This window comes from Streptomyces sp. DS1-CR2, assembly GCF_055760475.1.
In genome coordinates, this window is record NZ_CM147085.1 from 58,601 (window position 1) to 76,121 (window position 17,521).

Below are 17,521 nucleotides of genomic sequence, written 5' to 3' on the forward strand. Positions count from 1 at the left end.
CCACGGTCGGACAGGAGACGGATGGTCAAGGTCCGGTCACATCCGTGACCAGAGCGGGACCGGGCCTGGCCGAGGTCGAGCTGTCGAAGGCCGCCCAGGCTCGGTGAGCTTCGGCCGACGGCCGGGCTTGTCGGCCCCTGCGGGCTACAGGAACTCGCTTCGGTAGGTCAAGGCCAGCTCGGCCGCGCGGCGGCGGCGTTCCGCGAGCTCGTCCTCCGACAGCTGCGGCGGCGGTGCGTCCTTGCCCGCGACGACATCGCCGATGCGCATGAAGTACTCGTCCTGGCCGGCGGGGGTGCACATGCACAGCATGCGGGCCGGCGCACCCGAGGCGTTGCGGAAGTTGTGCGGCGCGTTGGCCGGGATGTTGATCGTGGACCCGGCCCTTACGGTGTGCTTCTCGCCACGGAAGGTGAACTCGATCTCGCCTTCGAGGATCGTGAACATCTCCTCGAAGTCGTGCCGGTGCGGCGGTGGGCCGCCGCCGTCGGGGATGCGCATGTCGATCAGGCAGTATTGGCCGTTGGTCTGCTCGCCGGTGACCAGCATGGCGTACGTGTTGCCCACCAGAGAGATGTACGTCGTGCCGGGGTCGTCGGGGTTCGCGACGGTCAGCGAGCGGGATAGATCGTCGTCGGGGATCATCGCGGTCGTCTCCTCAGATGTCGGTCAAGGGGGAGTCGGTCGCCTGGCGCGACGACGACCTTGCCGCTGGGCAGAGCGCCCGCGGTGTCGGCGTGCAAGGCCCATGCTTCAGTTGGGTGCACCCGCGGGCGGTTGGTTGTTGACGGTTGAAGTGCAGCCAAGAGTAGGAACGGCTATGCGTAGTAAGCGTGTACGTCTGCGACACCGGATGGGATTGCGGCGACATCTTCGTCGGCGCGGAGGACACATGAGCAGCAGGGCGCGTTTCCTCGGCCCGGGCGACAGGATGGGCACGTTCACCGTCGACGCCGACTCCACCGGCACCGGCCGGGGGACGGGGAGCCGTTCATCGACATATGGAACACCGCTTGGGGGACCTGTGCCCCTTGCCGGAATTCAGCGCTTCCACGATCGACGGCTTCCAGGGAACGATGTGCTGGGTGACCCCGCAGCACACCGCTGCCAACGAGCGCTGAGCTCTTCGCCCTTGACTGTCTCCGAAGCCGCCGCACGCCGGCACTTCACCGACAGCAGCCACTTCATCCGCGCATTCAAGAAACACCCGCCCAGTTCGCCCGCCGACCAACCTGACGCCTCGGCTTCCCCCGTCCCGGTTGACCGGCGACTGCCGCGGCCAGCCCGGCGTCTCGCCCTGTCGAGTCCTTATGCTCCGCCTTTGCGGCGGCGAGGCGTGGCCGAGCGGGGCGGTGTCGAGCGCATATGGTCGCGTACCGGCGCCAGCAGGCTCGCGAGAGCCTTGACGTCGTCGCGCGAAAGCGGCTCGAACAACAGGCCGCTGACCACCTCGACATGCCCCGGCAGCACCTTCGCAAGCAGCTCACGCCCGGCATCGGTGATGGTCACGGTGATGCTCCGCTCATCGTCCAGCGAGGGAGCGCGGACGACCAAGCCCTCCTTTTCGAGTAGACCTACCTGGTACGTCAGGCCACTGCGGCTGTAGACGACGCCGTCGGCGAGGTCGGTCATGCGGTGGCTGCCCGTCGGCGAGTCTCCGAGGCGGGCCAGCAGCTGGAACTGTACATAGCTGAGATCACCGGTCTCGCGCAGCTGCTGCTCGACCGCATGCCGGAGCAGGCTGGTCACCTCGACGAGGTCGAAGTAGGCGCCGAGTTGCACACGGTCGAGCGACGGCGGTGAATCAGGCATGCCCGGAGTCTACTGCTTCGAATTCGAAGAGTGTGGAGTGCCGCCGTTCCAGCCACCTCGGCGGAGTCGGAACTGCACTTTTCCGTGAGTTCCGGTGCCATCCCAGGCGGGGGGACTGGGCGGAGGCGAGGGTCTCACCGGTCCGATGTGGTGGCCTCGTGAGCGCACGGTGTGGGCAGTGTTGGGCCCGAGTGAGCACCGCGGAAGGTGGAGACCGGGCAGTGGCGCGGTGCAGGGTTGCGGAAGGGAGGACGGCGCCGCCGCCCACGGATCCCGAGGACCGGCCATGAGTATCTCCAGTCTCGCGCAACGTGAGGACCAGCAGCAGCTCGAGTGGATCGGCGGGAGTGTCTTCAGCGTCCTGCTCGACGCCGAGGCGCCGCCATTCCACGTGCACAACAACGAGGATGTGGTCTTCCTGCTGCTGTCCGGTTCGGCGCTGGTGTGGGCCGGCGAGGAGGGGCACGAGTTGCGGGAGGGCGGCATCCTGCCCCGGCGCATTCCGCACGGCTACCGCATCACTTCAGAGAAGGCGGACCTGCTGTTCATCTCGACCCCCGGAGGGCTGGAGAAGATGTTCCGCCACGCGGGCCGTCACCTTCGTGAGCCGCGCCCGGAGGGCTTCGAGATCCCCGCTCAGCTGCTTGCCGAAGCCGCAGAACTGTCCGGCAACGTCGTCCTCGGCCCTCCCCGGTGACGGCACCACAGCCCGGCCGCGGGGAAGAAGCCGAGAACACGATGCCGAGATGAGCACCGCCGCGTGGAGTCCGGTGTCCTTGGCTGTGGTGAGCGCCGGTGCCGGCTATCCGCGTCCGACTCGCCGGCTCGCGGACTGGGTGGCGGAGGCTGTGTGCCGGTCGCTGGCGGCCGGAGGTGCGCGCGCCGAGGTGGAGGTGCTGGAGCTGCACCGGCTGGCGCCCGACCTCGCTCAGCACTTTGCCCAGCGCCGCGCCAGCCTCGACCTGCGGGAGGCGATCGCGGCGGTCGTGGCGGCCGACGGGCTCGTGGTGGCGACCCCGGTGCTCGCCGCATCCCCGAGCGAGGTATTCGACTCGTTCTTCGCCGTCCTCGGGGACGGAATCCTCTCCGGCATGCCGGTGCTGCTGGCGCTCAACAGCGGCTCCCGCTGGCAGCCGCCCGACCTCACGCAGGTGATGCGCAGACGCCTGACCGACGTGCACGCCGAACCCGTGCCCACGATCGTCGTCGCCGACCCCGCCGACTGGCAGGCCACGGCGCGCAGCGACGCGGCGCGGCTGCGCGCGTGCATCGACCAGGCCGCCGCCGAACTCGCCGGGGCGATGAGCTCGCACCGGCAGTGACCGACAAACACTTGCTTCGAATTCGAAGCAGAGGTACCGTCGTCAACAGTTGCTTCGAATTCGAAGCAACATCGATCGCAGTGAAGGCGAGAACCGAAATGAAGGCAGTACGTTTCCACGAGTACGGCGACCCCGACGTCCTGAGCTACGAGGACGTGGAGCAGCCCGTCCCCGGGGCCGGTGAGGTCCGGATCCGCGTCGCCGCGACGTCGTTCAACTCCGTCGACGGCAACATCCGCGGCGGCTTCATGCAAGGCCCCATCCCGGTGGTGCTGCCGCACACTCCCGGCCTCGACGTCGCCGGCACGGTCGACGCGCTGGGCGAGGGCGTCGACGGCATCGCGGTCGGCGACCAGGTTGTCGGCTTCCTGCCGATGGGCAAGCCCGGCGCCGCAGCGCAGTACGTCATCGCCCCGGCCGAGATCCTCGCGGCGGCGCCGAAGAGCGTCCCGCCGGCCGACGCCGCAGCGCTGCCGCTGGTGGGCCTGACCGCGTACCAGGCGCTGTTCGACCACGCCAAGCTGACGGCGGGTCAGCGCGTGCTGGTCAACGGCGCGGGCGGAGCGGTCGGCGGCTACGCCGTGCAGCTGGCCAAGAAGGCCGGCGCGTACGTGATAGCCACCGCCGGCCCGCGCAGCAGCCAGCAGGTCAAGACGGCGGGCGCCGACGAGATCATCGATCACACCACCACCGAGGTGACCGCGGCGGTGACCGAGCCGGTCGACGTCGTGCTCAACCTCGCGCCGATCGACCCGTCGCAGCTGGCCGCGCTGCCCGCCCTGATCCGTCCCGGTGGAGCGCTGGTGAACACCACGGTGTGGATGCCCGCACCCAGCGACGAACAGCGCGGCGTGCGCGGCATCGACCTGTTCGTCCGCAGCGACGCCGACCAGCTGTCGCGGCTGGTGGCACTGATCGACTCCGGCGAGCTGCGCGTCGACGTCGCGCAGCGAGTGCCGCTGGCGGAGCTGCCAGCAGTCCACGCCCAGGCCGCCACGGGCGAGTTGCACGGCAAGGTCGTCATCGTCGCGCCCGCCGCCTGACACCGACTGACCAGCCTCGAAAGGAAACGACCATGACACTGTCCCTGGATCCCGAAATCGCCGAGGCGCTGGCCCCGATGGCCAGCGCGATGGCCGAGGCCAAGCCGCCGGCTGTGGGCGACATCGCGGGCCGCCGCGTCATGTGGGAACCGATCATCGGCGCCGCGGGAGCCGCGCAGCCGATCCCGGCCGACGTGACGACCCACGAGCACTACGCGACCGCGGACGACAGCACACAGATCAAAATGCGCTGGTACGTCAAGGACGGCGCCAAGCCCGGCCCCGCCGTACTGTTCTTCCACGGCGGCGGATACATCTTCGGCCACATCGACCTGTTCGACGGCCCGGCCTCCCGCTACGTGTCCTCCAGCGGCGTGCCGATGCTGTCGGTCGAGTACCGCCGCGCCCCCGAGCACCCCTTCCCGACACCGCTCGAAGACGCCTACGCCGCACTGCGCTGGCTGCACGAACACGCCGCCGAGCTGAACGTCGACGCCAACCGCATCGGCGTGATGGGCGACAGCGCCGGAGGCGGCATGGCAGCCGCCCTGACCATCCTCGCCCGCGAGCGCGGCGGCCCGCAGATAGCCCGGCAGATCCTGCTCATGCCGATGCTCGACGACCGCACCACCACACCCGACCCCCACATCGAGCCTTATCTCCTGTGGTCCTACGACGACAGCCTCACCGCATGGCCGGCACTGCTCGGCAAAGCCGCCGGCGGCCCCGATGTCCCGCCCACGGCAGCTCCCGCCCGTCTCAAGGATGCGACCGGCCTGCCTCCGGCCTACATCGAGGTCGGCCAACTCGACGTCTTCCGCGACGAGGACACCGCCTACGCGACCAAACTCAGCCGCGCCGGCGTGCCCGTGGAGTTCCACCTCCACCCCGGCGCCCCCCACGAATTCGACTCCATCGCCTTCGACACCGACGTCGCTCGGCGTGCCATCGCCGATCGGGTCCGAGTCCTCAAGTCGATCTGAACCTACGCCGAGCGTGTTCACCTGTCCCGCTGGAGGCAGCGGGAGGGCCTGGCATGCGGTGGGATCGATCTGTTCGTCAACGGGGGCGTCACGCAAGTTGTCCGAACCCGTCACCTGTATCGACCCCGACGGTCTCGCCGTCGACGTCACTCAACGCGTTCCCCGGTGAACTGCCAGGGGTCCACGCCGCACAGCCGCCGGCTCAGGCCAGGTCAAGATCGTCGTCTTCCCGGATGTCGGCTGAACTCAGCCGCCCTCCTGCTCGACCTGGCCATCGACCCGTTCTACCACTCACACCACGCAGCGAAAGACCGAGATCATGACACTCAATTTGGACCCCGAAGTAGCCGAGGTCCTGGCTCAGATGGGCGGGATCAAAGCAGTCCAGCCTTCGCGCGACGATGTCGAAGGTCGTCGAGCCTTCTGGGAGCCGATCCTCGCAGCCTCCGGCGCCGCCCAGCCCTTCCCTGAAGAAGTCCAGACGCGCGACAGCTACGTCACCGCAGACGACGGCACACAGATCCAGATGCGCTGGTACACCAAGAAGGGCATCACACCGGGTCCCGCAGTGGTGTACTTCCATGGCGGTGGCTATTTCTTTGGCCACATCGACCACTTCGACGGTCCCGTCGCCGCTACGTCTCCGCCAGCGGCGTACCCATGCTCTCCGTCGAATACCGCCGCGCCCCCGAATACCCCTTTCCCACCCCGGTCGAAGACGGCTATGCGGCGCTGAACTGGCTGCACGAGCACGCCGTAGAACTCGGCGTCGACCCCGGCCGGATCGGAGTCATGGGCGACAGCGCCGGCGGCGGCATGGCCGCAGCCGTGTCGATCCTCGCGCGAGAGCGAGGTGGGCCGCAGATCGCCCACCAGATCCTCATCATGCCGATGCTCGACGACCGCACCAGCGCCCCTGACCCCCACCTCGCGCCCTTCGTCAACAACTCCGGTGACCTTGTCGCGGGGTGGCAAACGTATCTCGGCGACGCCGTCGGAGGGTCCAACGTCCCTGCCGCGGCTGCGCCCGCACGGCTCGAGGATGCAACTGACCTTCCCGCGGCCTACATCGAGGTCGGTCAACTCGACCTGTTCCGCGACGAGGACACCGCCTACGCGACCAAGCTCAGCCGCGCCGGCGTGCCGGTGGAGTTCCACCTTCACCCCGGCGTCCCGCACGAGTTCGACTCCATCGCCTTCGGCGCCGACGTCGCGCGACGTGCCATCGCCGATCGGGTCCGGGTGCTCAAGTCGATCTGAGCCGTGACCAGCGGCCTGCTGTCACTTGCCAACCCACATCTCCAGCCACATATCGCTGCACCCCGCCGGAATGCCGGGCTGTCCCTACCTCGACGTCGCCGCTGAAGCGCCTCGGCGCCGGCACGCAGGTGCTCGTCCACCCCGTACTGCGCCAGGCTGCTGACCGCCGTCAGGAGGTGAAGCAGGCACTCGATATTCAGGCCGGTGGTCGGATCACTCACGTCACGAATGTGCTTGCTTCCCATTCGAAGCATTTCATGTTCGTTAATGCTTCACAGTGGATTCACATCACCAAGACAGGAGAACATCGATGTCCGACAAGAAACCGATCGCGGGGAAGAAAACGACCGAGCCTCAGGGGGCCGCAGTGGTCCAGGCGATACCCCTCCTTATCGGCTCAACCGACAACACTGTTCCGATCACAGTCCAACGGCGAACTTCGGTGGCGCCCGCCAACGCGTTCCGATTGATCGTTCCCATCGACCTGTCGAGCGTTTTCCACCGGGTGGCACCCTTTCCCGGTGTCAAAGGTGTGGCAAACCAGACCGAAGCATGGGATCACGTCGGTCCCACCAGGAACCCGCAGTTCGACGACGGGTCACAGGCCGACGAACAGTTGATCGAGTACACGGAAGGCTCTAGTTTTGCGTATCAGCTGACGGGATTCACGAACATCCTCTCTCGACTCGCGGCAGGCGTTCGAGGTGAATGGAACTTCAATCCCGACGGCGATGGCACCCTCATTCGGTGGACCTACGAATTCAAGCCTCTTCCGGGTCGTCGCTGGATTCTCGCCGGTCCATTCACTCCCCTCTGGCGCCGATACATGGTGGCCGCCCTCGAGAGGTGCCTGCAAGTGATCGAATCGGAAGAAAGCCGCTCGTAGGGGTAGTTATCGAGCCCTTCACAATCCAGGGTGCAGTCGTGGCCTGAAGCCGCCGATTTCCATCCTTGACCAGCCCAAACTCTTCGCTACGAGGATCGAGGAACTACTGGATACCCACCCTCTTTCGAAGGTCCTGATCTCCATGCCAGGAATCGGAGTCAGGACCGTAGCCCGCATCCTCATCGACGCCGGCGACGCCAGCACCTTCCCCACCGCCGGCCCCCTGGCCTCCTACGCGGGCCTGGCTCCCGCGGCCAGAAGTTCGGGCTCCTCGATCCGCGGTGAACAGCCCTCCCGCCGCGGCAACAAACAGCTGAAACGGGCCTTCTTCCTCTCCGCCTTCGCCGCCCTGGCCGACCCGGCATCACGGGCCTACTACGACAAGAAAATCGCCCAAGGAAAGCACCACACTCAGGCCCTGCTCTGCCTCGCCCGCCGCCGGGCCGACGTGCTCGTCGCGATGCTCCGCGACGGCACCTTCAACGCAACGAACCACAGTCGGCATCAGCGGTCAGCTGACCGGCCGTTCAGCCAGGAGAACGACCCAATCGGCTTCAACATCGAACCCGAGAACCGGATACCCGTAACCGCCCTCCGGATCCATCAGCACCGGCTTGCCCAGCCGTCGCCCGATCGCCCGCAGAAAGCCGCAGAACACATCGAGTCGCTGCTGGCCCTGCAACTCACGCAGATCAACATCGAAATCGATCTCCTCCGGCGCATGAAAGCGGAAAATCACCAGCACATCGGCTGCCGGCCAGACCCGCAGGTCCGGGCACTCGGCGTCGGCCGGGCGGGACAGCACTGCCTCCGCCCGGGGCACCGGCATCACGACCTCGCCCTCGGAGTACCGGCACTTCCAGCCACTCGCGCTGATCAGATCGAGAACCGCCTGCCGGTCCTCCACCGAGGTATCAGGGACGCGCACGTCCGGCAGCGTCCCCATCTCATCCAGGTCGAAGAAGTACTGGACGTCGTCCCACGGCAGATCAGACACACCGCCATGCTGCCTGGGCTCACGTCTCTGATGCAGCCCGATTTCCTTGACGAACCACATAGGGGCACCCCCCCACGTGCACGACGAAAGGCAACAGCATGAGCACCCCCTCCCTCTCTCTTCCCGGCGGCACCTGGACTCTGGGTGACCTGTTCGTCACCCGGTTCGGCTACGGCGCCATGCAACTGGCCGGCCCGTGGGTCATGGGGCCGCCCACCGATCGCGAGGGCGCCCTGGCCGTTCTGCGCGAAGCGGCGGTCGACCTCGGTATCACCCACATCGACACCAGCGACGCCTACGGGCCGCGCGTCACCAACGAGTTGATCCACGAGGCACTGCACCCCTATCCCGAGTCGCTGCACATCGTGACCAAGGTGGGCGCGACCCGCGACGAACAGGGTGGCTGGCCCACGGCCCGGCGACCCGAAGACCTGCGCCGCCAGGTCCACGACAACCTCAAGTCCCTCCGGCTCGACGTACTCGACCTGGTCAACCTCCGACTCGGCAACGCCGAAGGTCCCCAGCCCGGCTCGCTCGCCGAGGCGTTCGAGACGCTCGTGGAACTCCAGCAGCAGGGCCTGATCCGCCACCTCGGGGTCAGCAACGCCACCGAGGAGCAGGTCACCGAGGCACAGAGCATCGCGCCGATCGTGTGCGTGCAGAACATGTACAACCTCGCCCACCGCCACGACGACAAGCTCATCGACCGGCTCGCCACCGAAGGCGTCGCGTACGTGCCCTTCTTCCCCCTCGGGGGCTTTACCCCGCTCCAGTCCTCGGCGCTCTCGGCGGTCGCCGCTCGATTGAAGACGACACCGATGTCCGTCGCACTGGCCTGGCTGCTGCAGCGATCACCGAACATCCTGCTCATCCCCGGCACGTCATCGACAGCGCACCTGCGCGAGAACATCGTCGGCGCGGGACTCTCCCTCTCGCATGAGGACTTGACCGAGCTGGACGACATCGGCCGCTGAATGCCCCGTAGCTGAACGGCCCACAAGCCACAAGGAGTCGTTGCCGCCGCTGAGGGTCATGCGTCGGACGTATGAGCGGGCTCTGCGCGTCGGCATCGACTTGGGATCGCCGGCCACCTGTGCCATCAGCGTGCGGGGACTGGGCACCGCGGCCCGTCGGCGGCTCGACGATCTCGCCGCTCGCGGTGTTGCTCCCTGTCGGCGATGGTCCCTCCATACCGAAAGTGCACATCCGGTTACCAATTCATGCCCGAGTGGAGAGTGACTGGTCAGACAAAAAGCTTACAAACCCGCCCACCGCTGCGCGATCAACGCGTCGCTGTCCTCCTCTTTGATCAGAAAGAAGTCATGTCATGACTCCTGAGCCCCTCACCCCCGCCAACACCACCGTCGTTCTCGTCGACTACGCAGTCGGTTTCGCAAACCTTCTGCGCTCCCACAACCTCGCTGAACACATCGACAACGTCGTGGGCCTGGCGAAGACGGCGAAGTGGTACGAAAGCGGTCTGGTCGTGACCAACGGCCAGTCGAGCAAGCCGTCCGGCCCGCTGTACCCGGAGCTGTTGGAGGCCATCGGTGACCAGCCGGTCATCGAGCGTGCCGTCGACTTCAACTCCTTTTTGGATAAGTCGTTCGCCCAGGCGGTCCGGGAGGAAGGCCGGGAGAACCTGGTGGTCGGTGGCATCGCCACGGACGGATGCGTGCTGCAGACGGTGCTGGGCGGCCTGCGCGAGGGCTACCGCGTGCACGTGGCCGTCGACGCCTCCGCCAGCCCCTCGCTCGAGGCACACAACGCGGCGGTGCAGCGCATGGTCCAAGCCGGCGCAGTACCGGTCACCTGGTTCTCCTTGGCCGCCGAGTTCCAGCTCGACCCCAAGTTCCACGACGCCCCGCACCGCATGCGGCTGATGCAGGAGAACGTGCCGTCCATGGGCATGAGTGCCCGGACCTTCTTTCACGCCCTCGAACTGGGCAAGCGCGCCGTCACGGCCGTCTGAACCCCTGGGGGTGGGCTCCGGCCCGCCCCCACCCTGCGGGGCCCGCCCTCCCCCGGCCTTCAGGAACCAGTTTCCCCGCCGACCTCCAAGAACGGACTTCTCATGACGATGGCCTATCTGGCGCAGCCCGAACAGCAGCAGAAGCTCGAATGGCTCGACGGGGGAACGTTCTCCGTGCTGCTCGACAAGGAAGCCACCGAGGGCAAGCTGACCGTGGGCCGCTTCGACGTCGCCAAGGGCGAAGCCCCGCCGTTCCACCTGCACACCCGCGAGGACGAGGTGTTCATGCTGATCAAGGGCACGGCCCTCGTGTGGTCCGGGGAGGAGGAACACGAACTGAGCGAAGGCGGGATCGTCTACCTGCCCCGCAACGTCCCGCACGGCTACCGCATCACCTCCGACCGCGCCGACCTCCTGATGATCACCACGCCCGGCGGCATCGAGGGCATGTTCCGCCACGCCGGACGCGACCTCACCACCCCGCGCCCCGACGGCTTCGAGATCCCCAAGTCCCTCCTGGCGGAAGCATCCGAACTCTACGGCGGCGTCATTCTCGGGACGCCGCGCTGAACCGCTCACGGACCCAAGCGGTGCCGCCCCGGCTGCTGCCTGCTCTTGAAGGCGCTGCCTTCGGGACGACAGCGGGTCCGTTCCCTTCCTCACCTGCGACCACCGCCGGCCGGCGTCGAGCGCCGGTTGCTCAGGAGACCTTCATGCCCCTCCCTGTCCTGTTCGGCGCGAACGTAGAGCCGAACGCCCTACCCGTCGGCCGCTCCAGTGAGCAGGCACTACTCATCGACAGTCTCGGCCTCGACCTTCTCACCATCCAGGACCACCCGTATCAGGCGGCGTTCGACGACACCTGGACACTGCTCACCTTCCTGGCCGCGCGGACGCGACACGTCACGCTCGTCCCGACGGTCAGCTCCCTGCCGTTGCGTCCGCCGGCGGTGCTGGCCAAGGCTGCGGCGACCTTGGACAGACTGACCGGCTCCCGGGTCCAGCTCGGCCTGGGCGCCGGCGCCTTCTGGGAAGCCATCGAGGCCATGGACGGCTCCCGACGCACGCCGAAGGAGGCCGCCGACGCACTCGAAGAGGCGATCACCGTCATCCGAGCCATGTGGAGTGGCGAGCGCAGTGTGCGGACGCACGGCGCGCACTACTCACTCGCCGGCGTCCACCCCGGCCCGGCGCCGGCCCCCGGTCTGGGGCTGTGGCTGGGCTCGTACGGGCCCCGCATGCTGGCCCTGACCGGTGCAAGAGCGGACGGCTGGCTTCCCTCGCACGCCCACCTCGGACTCGACGCACTGCCCACGGCCGTCCGCCGCATCGACGACGCGGCTCTGACGGCGGGCCGCGATCCGGACACGATCCGCCGGGTCTACAACATCGCCGGTGTCATCCAATCGGAGTCGGCCGGCCCGTTCGAGGGGCCCGCCGCCCAGTGGACCGAGCACCTTGTCGCACTCGTGCGCACCGTCGGCATGAACGGTTTCGTCATCTGGCCCGAACGAGACCACAGCCGACAGATCAGCGCGTTCGCCGCCGAAGTCGTACGCGCAGTCCGCGAAGCCCTCGCACTGGAGGCCTGAAGGAGCACGGACCCACACGAGGGTCGGCGTCCCGCACGGCATCGGCTTCGAGAACGCCCCACCCGACGATGCCAGCCTCACTGCCCCGCACCGAACACACCGAAGCCTGCATCACGTTCACCGACCAGGTAACCGGCCGGGCTCTCCGCCGACTTCACCGGCCCCCGCGACCAGAAAATCCTGGTCTTCCTCTCCGACCCCAGGTGATCCCATGAGCGACGAAACACCCCTCCCCGACGGATTCGAGAGCATCACCGTCACGGCGAACGGCACCCGGCTGCATGCCGTGGTCGGCGGGTCCGGTGCACCCGTACTCCTTCTGCACGGCTGGCCCCAGACGTGGCGGGCCTGGCGACACCTCATGCCGGCCCTCGCCGCGCACGGTTACCGCGTCGTCGTACCCGACCTGCGCGGCATGGGTGCCTCTGACCGCCCCCCGAGCGGATACGACAAGGACACACAAGCAGAGGACATGCGCGAACTCCTCGCCCAGCTCGGCATCCACGGCGGCGTGCGCATCGTCGGGCACGACATCGGGGGCATGGTGGCCTTCGCCTACGCCCGCTGCCACCCCGAGGAAGTCGAACGCCTCGTCCTCGTCGAACTCGCCCTCCCCGGCTTCGGCTTGGAGCAGGCGATGGACGTGGCCTCCGGCGGTCTGTTCCACTTCGGCCTCTTCATGACCGAAGAACTGCCCGAGCTGCTCCTCGAAGGCCGGGAGAGCGACTTCCTTACCTGGTGGTTCGACTGGTTGTCCGCGGTACCCGGAACCTTCCCTCCAGAAGAGGTCGACACCATCGCCTCCTCCTACCGCGGATACGAGGCACTGCGCGCCGGCTTCGCCCACTACCGCACCCTCCTTGACGACGGCCGCGTCAACCGGGCCTGGCACGAAACCGGAGGAACCCTTCCCATGCCCGTACTCGCCGTCGGCGGCGAGCACAGCTCAGGCGCCCGACTCGCCGACAGCCTGGACACAGCAGCGCCGCACCTGACCGGTGCGGTGATTGAGGGCAGTGGCCACTTCGTGCCCGAGGAACGTCCCGATGCCTTCGCCCGCGAGCTGCTCCCCTTCCTGGCTACCCCGCCCCGGCCCGCTGGGCGCATCTGACTGGACTGGAAACCGCGACCTGTTGAACTTCTGATCGGCCGCACATCGCGGCGCGATGAGCGAGGCGATCCCGTACGGGATCTAGGCTTGAGCAGCCGGCCCACCGTCGGAGCACGGTCCGCATGGCGGAAGCCGCAAACTCCAGCGGTGCCTACCCCCTGGAGTCGGCGATGGATGAACTCGCCCATGAAATGGGCATGGACCCGATCCAACTGCGTCTGCGCAACGAACCCGTGGACGACCAGTCCAACGGTCTTCAGTTCTCCACCCGCCGCCTGCGCGAGTGCTACACCACCGGCGCCCGCGAATTCGACTGGAAACGGCGGAGCTTGAAACCTGGCTCCACGCGCGACGGCGACTGGCACCTCGGCATGGGCATGGCCGCTGGTGTATATGACACCCAGCGCGCCGCGGCCCAGGCCTCCGTGCGGCTGAATGCCGACGGTACCGCCCTGGTCCAGTCCGGGACCAGCGACATGGGGCCCGGCACCGCCACCTCCATGACACAGGTCGCCGCTGACGCCCTGGGCCTGACCATGCGCCGGGTGATCTTTCGGCTCGGCGACTCGACCCTGCCTCCGGCCCCGGGACACTTCGGATCGCAGACCATGGCGAGCGTCGGATCCGCCGTGCAGGACGGTTGCGACAAGCTGCGGAAAAAGGCAATCGCCCTCGCCGTCAGAGACGAGGGCTCTCCGCTGCACGGGGCCGACACCGCCAATGTCGAGGTGCGCGGCGGCCGGCTGTACGTAAAGGACGCCCCGGGGCGGGGGGAGACGTACCAGCGCCTGCTGGCCCGCAACAACTCCGCCTACCTCGAAGTACTCCGCTCATGGGCTCCGCCGGAAGGACCCGCAAGGTACTCCCTGTACGCCTACGCGGCGACGTTCGCGGAGGTCGCCGTGCACTCCCGGCTCGGCCTGGTGCGGGTCCGGCGCATGCTGGGCGTCTACGATGCCGGTCGTATCATCAGTCCCGCGCTCGCCGACAGTCAGGCACTCGGCGCAATGATCGGCGGATTGGGCGCGGCCCTGCTCGAACACACGATCACCGACCATCGCGACGGCCGAATCGTCAACGCCAACCTCGCCGACTACCTCGTTCCGACGCATGCCGACATACCTGATATCAGGGCGACCTACCTGGCGGGCGGCGAGGACCGCATAGCCGACCCGATCGGCGTGAAGGGACTCGCCGAGATCGTCTGCGTCGGTGTCACGCCGGCCATCTCCAACGCCGTCTTCAACGCCACTGGTCGGCGCATCCGCCAGTTGCCCATCACCCCCGAGCTCCTGCTCTAGCCCGGGGGCTGATGGGTTCGCCCGGTTCGGCAACGAGGGACGCGACCCCTAATGATCAAGGTTGTCGAATCCTTTGATCGCGAACAGGGGCAGGCTGTGCTTGAGGTCGGCGTTGGCGAACTCGTCGGGGTTCAGCTCGGGCGAGTGCGGGGGCAGGAAGTGTAATTCGACATCGTCGGGGTGGGTGGCGAGCCAGCCCGGACCTTCTTGGAGCGGTGGGCGGAGCGCCTGTCGACCACGAGGTGGATCTTGTGGTCGAAGTGGCCGACGAGCCGGTCCAGGAAGCTGCACATCATCTCGGCGGTAAAGCTCTCGGTGAAGACCATGAAGTGCATCCGGCCCTTGGTACTGGTGGCCGACATGGCGTTGACCGAGAACCGGTTCCCGGACCTGCGCATGATCGGGGTCTTGCCTTTCTCACCTCAGGTCCGCCCCGGTGCTTGGTCGGAACGGATCCCGACCTGGTTCGCGAAGAGGTTCTCGCCCCCGTCCGTCTTCGCCTTCACGCGGATCTCCGGCCAGGACTCCTCGTGCCAGACACGGACGGCCTCGGGGTCCTGCTCGACAGCGCGTTTGTCCGGGCGCTGAAAGGACAGCCCCCACCGTTTCAGGTACTTGCCCACCCCGGGCTCGGTCATCCGTACCTGGTACAGCTTCGCGATCAGGTCACCGATCAGCCGCCGCGTCCACAACTGCCCGCTCAACCCCACGTCGCAGGGGCGGTGATCGAGGACCGCCTGCCGCACAGCGGCCTGCTCGGCCTCCCCGAGCACCTGATGCACCCCGACCGGCTGACCGCGCGGACGCATGACCAGCGCCGCCCGCCCACCGGCCTGCCACTTCGCCCACCAGATGCGACCGCCTTCAGCGACCCTCCGAACACCGCCGCCACACCCTCACGGCCCCGCCCCGCCGCCAACGCGGCCACCGCGCGCAGCCGCAGGGCCTCCTGTGCTGACGGCGAAAGGCGCCGCGCATCCCCCACCAGATCGTTCACACTCCTCCAACGACCCAGAACCTGAACCGCTTCTGATCAATGGATGTAGTGCGAGGTGGTGAAGTGGGCGTGGATGTCAACCAGCGAGCGCTCAGGCATCTTGCTCTCCCGTCACGCCGGCCGGTGTCAGGCGGTGCCCCCGACGCCACACCGCGCGGGTGTTGAGCGTCGCGGAGAGCTGCGAGGTCGGGTCACCGTCCACGAGCACCAGGTCCGCCGAGGCGCCGGGCTCGATTCGCCCGCGGTCGGTAAGGCCGAACCGGTCAGCGGTACGCCGTGTCGCCGCAGTGAGCGCCTCGACCGGACTCAGCCCGCCGGCCTCGAGCAGGCGTAGCTCGTCGTGCAGGCTGGCGCCGTGAGCGAGGCCCGGGGCACCGAGGTGGGCCGCATCGGTACCGGCCAGGACCTCGACGCCGGCGGCGTGGAGCAGCCCGACCGAGCGCAGGGCGTTGGGCAAGTGGGCATTCCAGGCGAACTCGCGCCCCAGGTTGTCGCGCCATGCCGCGTTCAGGCGGGATGCCACACGCAGGTCGGCGGCCAGGCGTGGGCCGGCGCCGTCGGAGGCGCCGGAGGCAGTGACGGCCAAGGTGGTGATGACGAACATGCCCTGTTCGCGCATCCGGAGGATCAGGTCGTCGCTGATGACCTCGTCATAGTGCAGGTGGGTCACGCCGTCCGCGCCCGCCTCGACAGCCACCCGTGTAGCCGTGGCGCTGAGGGCGTGGACCAGGGCCATGGCCCCGCGCTCGTGAGCCGCCTCGACAGCCGCGGCGACGACCTCGGGCTGCACCACGGGCAGCGATGTGCCGAACGCGGTGCCGTCCTCGACCATGATCTTGATGTAGTCCGCGCCCTCGGACAGGCGTCCCTCAACGAAGGCAGGCGCCTGGCTCGGGACGGTGGCGGTGGGCCACACCGGGTCGTCCAGGTCGCGCCGCAGTTGGTGAGGATGTCCGTCGGGGTGGGCGAGGCCCCACGAGGCGGTGCGGACGTCGGCCAGATCGAACTCGGTCTGCACCTTCTTCCGTACCGGGTTCATCACGTCCGGTACCGACATCATGTCCAGCTCGGTTGTCACGCCGAAGCGCAGGGCCGTGCGCAGACCGTCCTCGTCTGTATGGGTGTGGGCGTCGATCAGACCCGGCAGCAGGGTCCCGCCCCCGCCGTCGAGCTCCTCCACACCCTCGGGGACCTCGTGGCCGACAGCGGCGATCGTCCCGTCCTCGACGACGACCACCGAGGCATCGGCTATGCGCGTCCCGGTGAAAACTCGTGTGTTCGTAACCGCGAACCGACTCACAGCTCCTCCTCGCAGACTGTATCGCTCAGTACAGAGCGGCCTGCGTCAGACTGTATCGGCAAGTACAAAGCCTCTGTACCGTGAGGCACAGAACACGGAGGAGGGGGCATGGGACACACACCGACCACCGCGCGGGGTCGCGCGACCCGAGAGCGCATCCTCGATTCGGCAGCAGACCTCATCCAGCAGCGCGGCGTCGCGGCAGTCACGCTGGACGATGTCGAACGCGCCGCGGGGGTCGGCCGCAGCCAGCTCTACCACTACTTCGACGACCGGGACGATCTCATCCGCTCCGTGGTTCATTCCACCGTGGACACGGTGCTGGCCGCACAGGAACCGCTGCTCCTGGAAGTCGACTCACTGGCTGGCATCGACCGCTGGTTCGACGCGATCGTGGCCAACGGGACGCGGCAGGACGCGGTGGGCGGCTGCGCGATCGGCTCGTTGGCCAGCCAGCTCAGCGGCCGGGACGACCTCACCCGACAAGCGTTCGTGGACGCCTTCGCACGCTGGGAAGCCCCCCTCATCGCGGGCCTGCGCCGGATGCAGGAGTCGGGCGAGCTACGCCCGGACGCGGACGTGACGGAGCTGGCCGACCTCACCATGGCCGCAATCCAGGGCGGCCTCCTGCTGGCCCAGATCCGCCGTACACCGGACCAGCTCCGTCTCGCCCTGCGCGGCGCGCGGGCGGCGCTGGAGGACGCACTCACCCCGCTGCCCTGAACGCGGTCCACCTCCCGCTCAACGCGGGCGACCCACCACGCTGTCCAGGGTCTCAGCGGTCGGCGGCGACCCCGCCCAAGCCTCCTCGACGATTCGGGTCACGACCCGAGGTCGACGGGACGCAGATTCGCCTACGGCGCGGCACACACCTCCGTTACGCCCTGAACGAGAACCCCATGAGTTTCTGATCAATACCTGGGCGGCAGGTTCTCACGGAATGTC

At 67.9% G+C, this 17,521-nt stretch carries 20 protein-coding genes and 2 pseudogenes; 15 read left to right on the plus strand and 7 right to left on the minus strand.

Annotated elements, in window-relative coordinates:
• Positions 1-144 precede the first annotated feature (144 nt).
• On the minus strand, positions 145-645 hold the full coding sequence (locus ACY0PA_RS00300; RefSeq protein WP_473082771.1) for a cupin domain-containing protein: 501 nt from the start codon (positions 643-645) through the stop codon (positions 145-147).
• Between the two features lie 663 nt (positions 646-1,308).
• Complete coding sequence (locus ACY0PA_RS00305) at positions 1,309-1,812, minus strand: MarR family winged helix-turn-helix transcriptional regulator (RefSeq protein ID WP_193510559.1); 504 nt, start codon at positions 1,810-1,812, stop codon at positions 1,309-1,311.
• 286 nt (positions 1,813-2,098) lie between these two features.
• On the opposite strand from ACY0PA_RS00305, the gene ACY0PA_RS00310 reads away from it, so the two are divergent.
• The 8 genes and pseudogenes from ACY0PA_RS00310 to ACY0PA_RS00345 all read left to right on the plus strand — a co-directional run.
• Positions 2,099-2,509, plus strand: coding sequence for a cupin domain-containing protein (locus ACY0PA_RS00310; protein ID WP_473082772.1), 411 nt, complete (start codon positions 2,099-2,101; stop codon positions 2,507-2,509).
• Positions 2,510-2,558: 49 nt separating this feature from the next.
• The gene (locus ACY0PA_RS00315; RefSeq protein ID WP_473082773.1) at positions 2,559-3,134 is read left to right on the plus strand and encodes an NAD(P)H-dependent oxidoreductase; all 576 of its coding nucleotides are present in this window, start codon (positions 2,559-2,561) and stop codon (positions 3,132-3,134) included.
• Between the two features lie 98 nt (positions 3,135-3,232).
• Positions 3,233-4,177, plus strand: a complete 945-nt coding sequence (locus ACY0PA_RS00320; RefSeq protein ID WP_473082774.1) for an NADP-dependent oxidoreductase — start codon at positions 3,233-3,235, stop codon at positions 4,175-4,177.
• Positions 4,178-4,209: 32 nt separating this feature from the next.
• A complete protein-coding gene (locus tag ACY0PA_RS00325) occupies positions 4,210-5,160 on the plus strand; it encodes an alpha/beta hydrolase (protein WP_473082775.1) in 951 nt (316 codons plus the stop codon).
• A 319-nt stretch (positions 5,161-5,479) separates the two neighbouring features.
• Complete coding sequence (locus ACY0PA_RS00330) at positions 5,480-5,896, plus strand: hypothetical protein (RefSeq protein ID WP_473082776.1); 417 nt, start codon at positions 5,480-5,482, stop codon at positions 5,894-5,896.
• Complete coding sequence (locus ACY0PA_RS00335; protein WP_473082777.1) at positions 5,821-6,420, plus strand: alpha/beta hydrolase; 600 nt, start codon at positions 5,821-5,823, stop codon at positions 6,418-6,420. Before ACY0PA_RS00330 ends, ACY0PA_RS00335 begins: the two co-directional genes overlap by 76 nt.
• A 310-nt stretch (positions 6,421-6,730) precedes the next feature.
• Positions 6,731-7,306, plus strand: a complete 576-nt coding sequence (locus ACY0PA_RS00340) for an SRPBCC family protein (protein WP_473082778.1) — start codon at positions 6,731-6,733, stop codon at positions 7,304-7,306.
• 94 nt (positions 7,307-7,400) lie between these two features.
• Positions 7,401-7,787, plus strand: a pseudogene (locus ACY0PA_RS00345) (transposase); the annotation flags it as partial.
• Between the two features lie 30 nt (positions 7,788-7,817).
• Here the strand turns inward: ACY0PA_RS00345 and ACY0PA_RS00350 are convergent.
• On the minus strand, positions 7,818-8,303 hold the full coding sequence (locus tag ACY0PA_RS00350) for a hypothetical protein (RefSeq protein ID WP_473086194.1): 486 nt from the start codon (positions 8,301-8,303) through the stop codon (positions 7,818-7,820).
• Positions 8,304-8,401: 98 nt separating this feature from the next.
• Here ACY0PA_RS00350 and ACY0PA_RS00355 point away from each other — a divergent pair, with 98 nt between their 5' ends.
• From ACY0PA_RS00355 to ACY0PA_RS00380, 6 genes and pseudogenes are all read left to right on the plus strand, one after another.
• Complete coding sequence (locus tag ACY0PA_RS00355; protein WP_473082779.1) at positions 8,402-9,277, plus strand: aldo/keto reductase family oxidoreductase; 876 nt, start codon at positions 8,402-8,404, stop codon at positions 9,275-9,277.
• A gap of 353 nt (positions 9,278-9,630) precedes the next feature.
• Positions 9,631-10,275, plus strand: coding sequence for an isochorismatase family protein (locus ACY0PA_RS00360; RefSeq protein WP_473082780.1), 645 nt, complete (start codon positions 9,631-9,633; stop codon positions 10,273-10,275).
• A 102-nt stretch (positions 10,276-10,377) separates the two neighbouring features.
• Positions 10,378-10,845, plus strand: coding sequence for a cupin domain-containing protein (locus ACY0PA_RS00365; RefSeq protein ID WP_473082781.1), 468 nt, complete (start codon positions 10,378-10,380; stop codon positions 10,843-10,845).
• Positions 10,846-10,988: 143 nt separating this feature from the next.
• Positions 10,989-11,867 carry an LLM class flavin-dependent oxidoreductase gene (locus ACY0PA_RS00370; RefSeq protein WP_473082782.1) on the plus strand — a complete coding sequence of 293 codons (879 nt, stop codon included), beginning with the start codon at positions 10,989-10,991 and terminating at the stop codon, positions 11,865-11,867.
• A 211-nt stretch (positions 11,868-12,078) separates the two neighbouring features.
• The gene (locus ACY0PA_RS00375) at positions 12,079-12,978 is read left to right on the plus strand and encodes an alpha/beta fold hydrolase (protein WP_473082783.1); all 900 of its coding nucleotides are present in this window, start codon (positions 12,079-12,081) and stop codon (positions 12,976-12,978) included.
• A gap of 140 nt (positions 12,979-13,118) precedes the next feature.
• Positions 13,119-14,279 (plus strand): annotated as a pseudogene (locus ACY0PA_RS00380) (xanthine dehydrogenase family protein molybdopterin-binding subunit); the annotation flags it as partial.
• Between the two features lie 48 nt (positions 14,280-14,327).
• Here the strand turns inward: ACY0PA_RS00380 and ACY0PA_RS00385 are convergent.
• From ACY0PA_RS00385 to ACY0PA_RS00400, 4 genes are all read right to left on the minus strand, one after another.
• Positions 14,328-14,435 carry a hypothetical protein gene (locus ACY0PA_RS00385; RefSeq protein WP_473086195.1) on the minus strand — a complete coding sequence of 36 codons (108 nt, stop codon included), beginning with the start codon at positions 14,433-14,435 and terminating at the stop codon, positions 14,328-14,330.
• The gene (locus ACY0PA_RS00390) at positions 14,411-14,677 is read right to left on the minus strand and encodes a transposase (protein ID WP_473082784.1); all 267 of its coding nucleotides are present in this window, start codon (positions 14,675-14,677) and stop codon (positions 14,411-14,413) included. The genes ACY0PA_RS00385 and ACY0PA_RS00390 overlap by 25 nt, the downstream gene beginning before the upstream one ends.
• A gap of 24 nt (positions 14,678-14,701) precedes the next feature.
• Entirely contained in the window at positions 14,702-15,088 is a 387-nt protein-coding gene (locus ACY0PA_RS00395) for a winged helix-turn-helix domain-containing protein (RefSeq protein ID WP_473082785.1), read from the minus strand.
• 279 nt (positions 15,089-15,367) lie between these two features.
• Positions 15,368-16,576 (minus strand): amidohydrolase family protein, encoded by a 1,209-nt coding sequence (locus ACY0PA_RS00400; RefSeq protein ID WP_473082786.1) that lies wholly within the window; start codon positions 16,574-16,576, stop codon positions 15,368-15,370.
• Positions 16,577-16,684: 108 nt separating this feature from the next.
• On the opposite strand from ACY0PA_RS00400, the gene ACY0PA_RS00405 reads away from it, so the two are divergent.
• Positions 16,685-17,299: a TetR/AcrR family transcriptional regulator gene (locus tag ACY0PA_RS00405; protein ID WP_432947335.1), complete on the plus strand. Its 615-nt coding sequence runs from the start codon at positions 16,685-16,687 to the stop codon at positions 17,297-17,299.
• Positions 17,300-17,521: the final 222 nt, after the last annotated feature.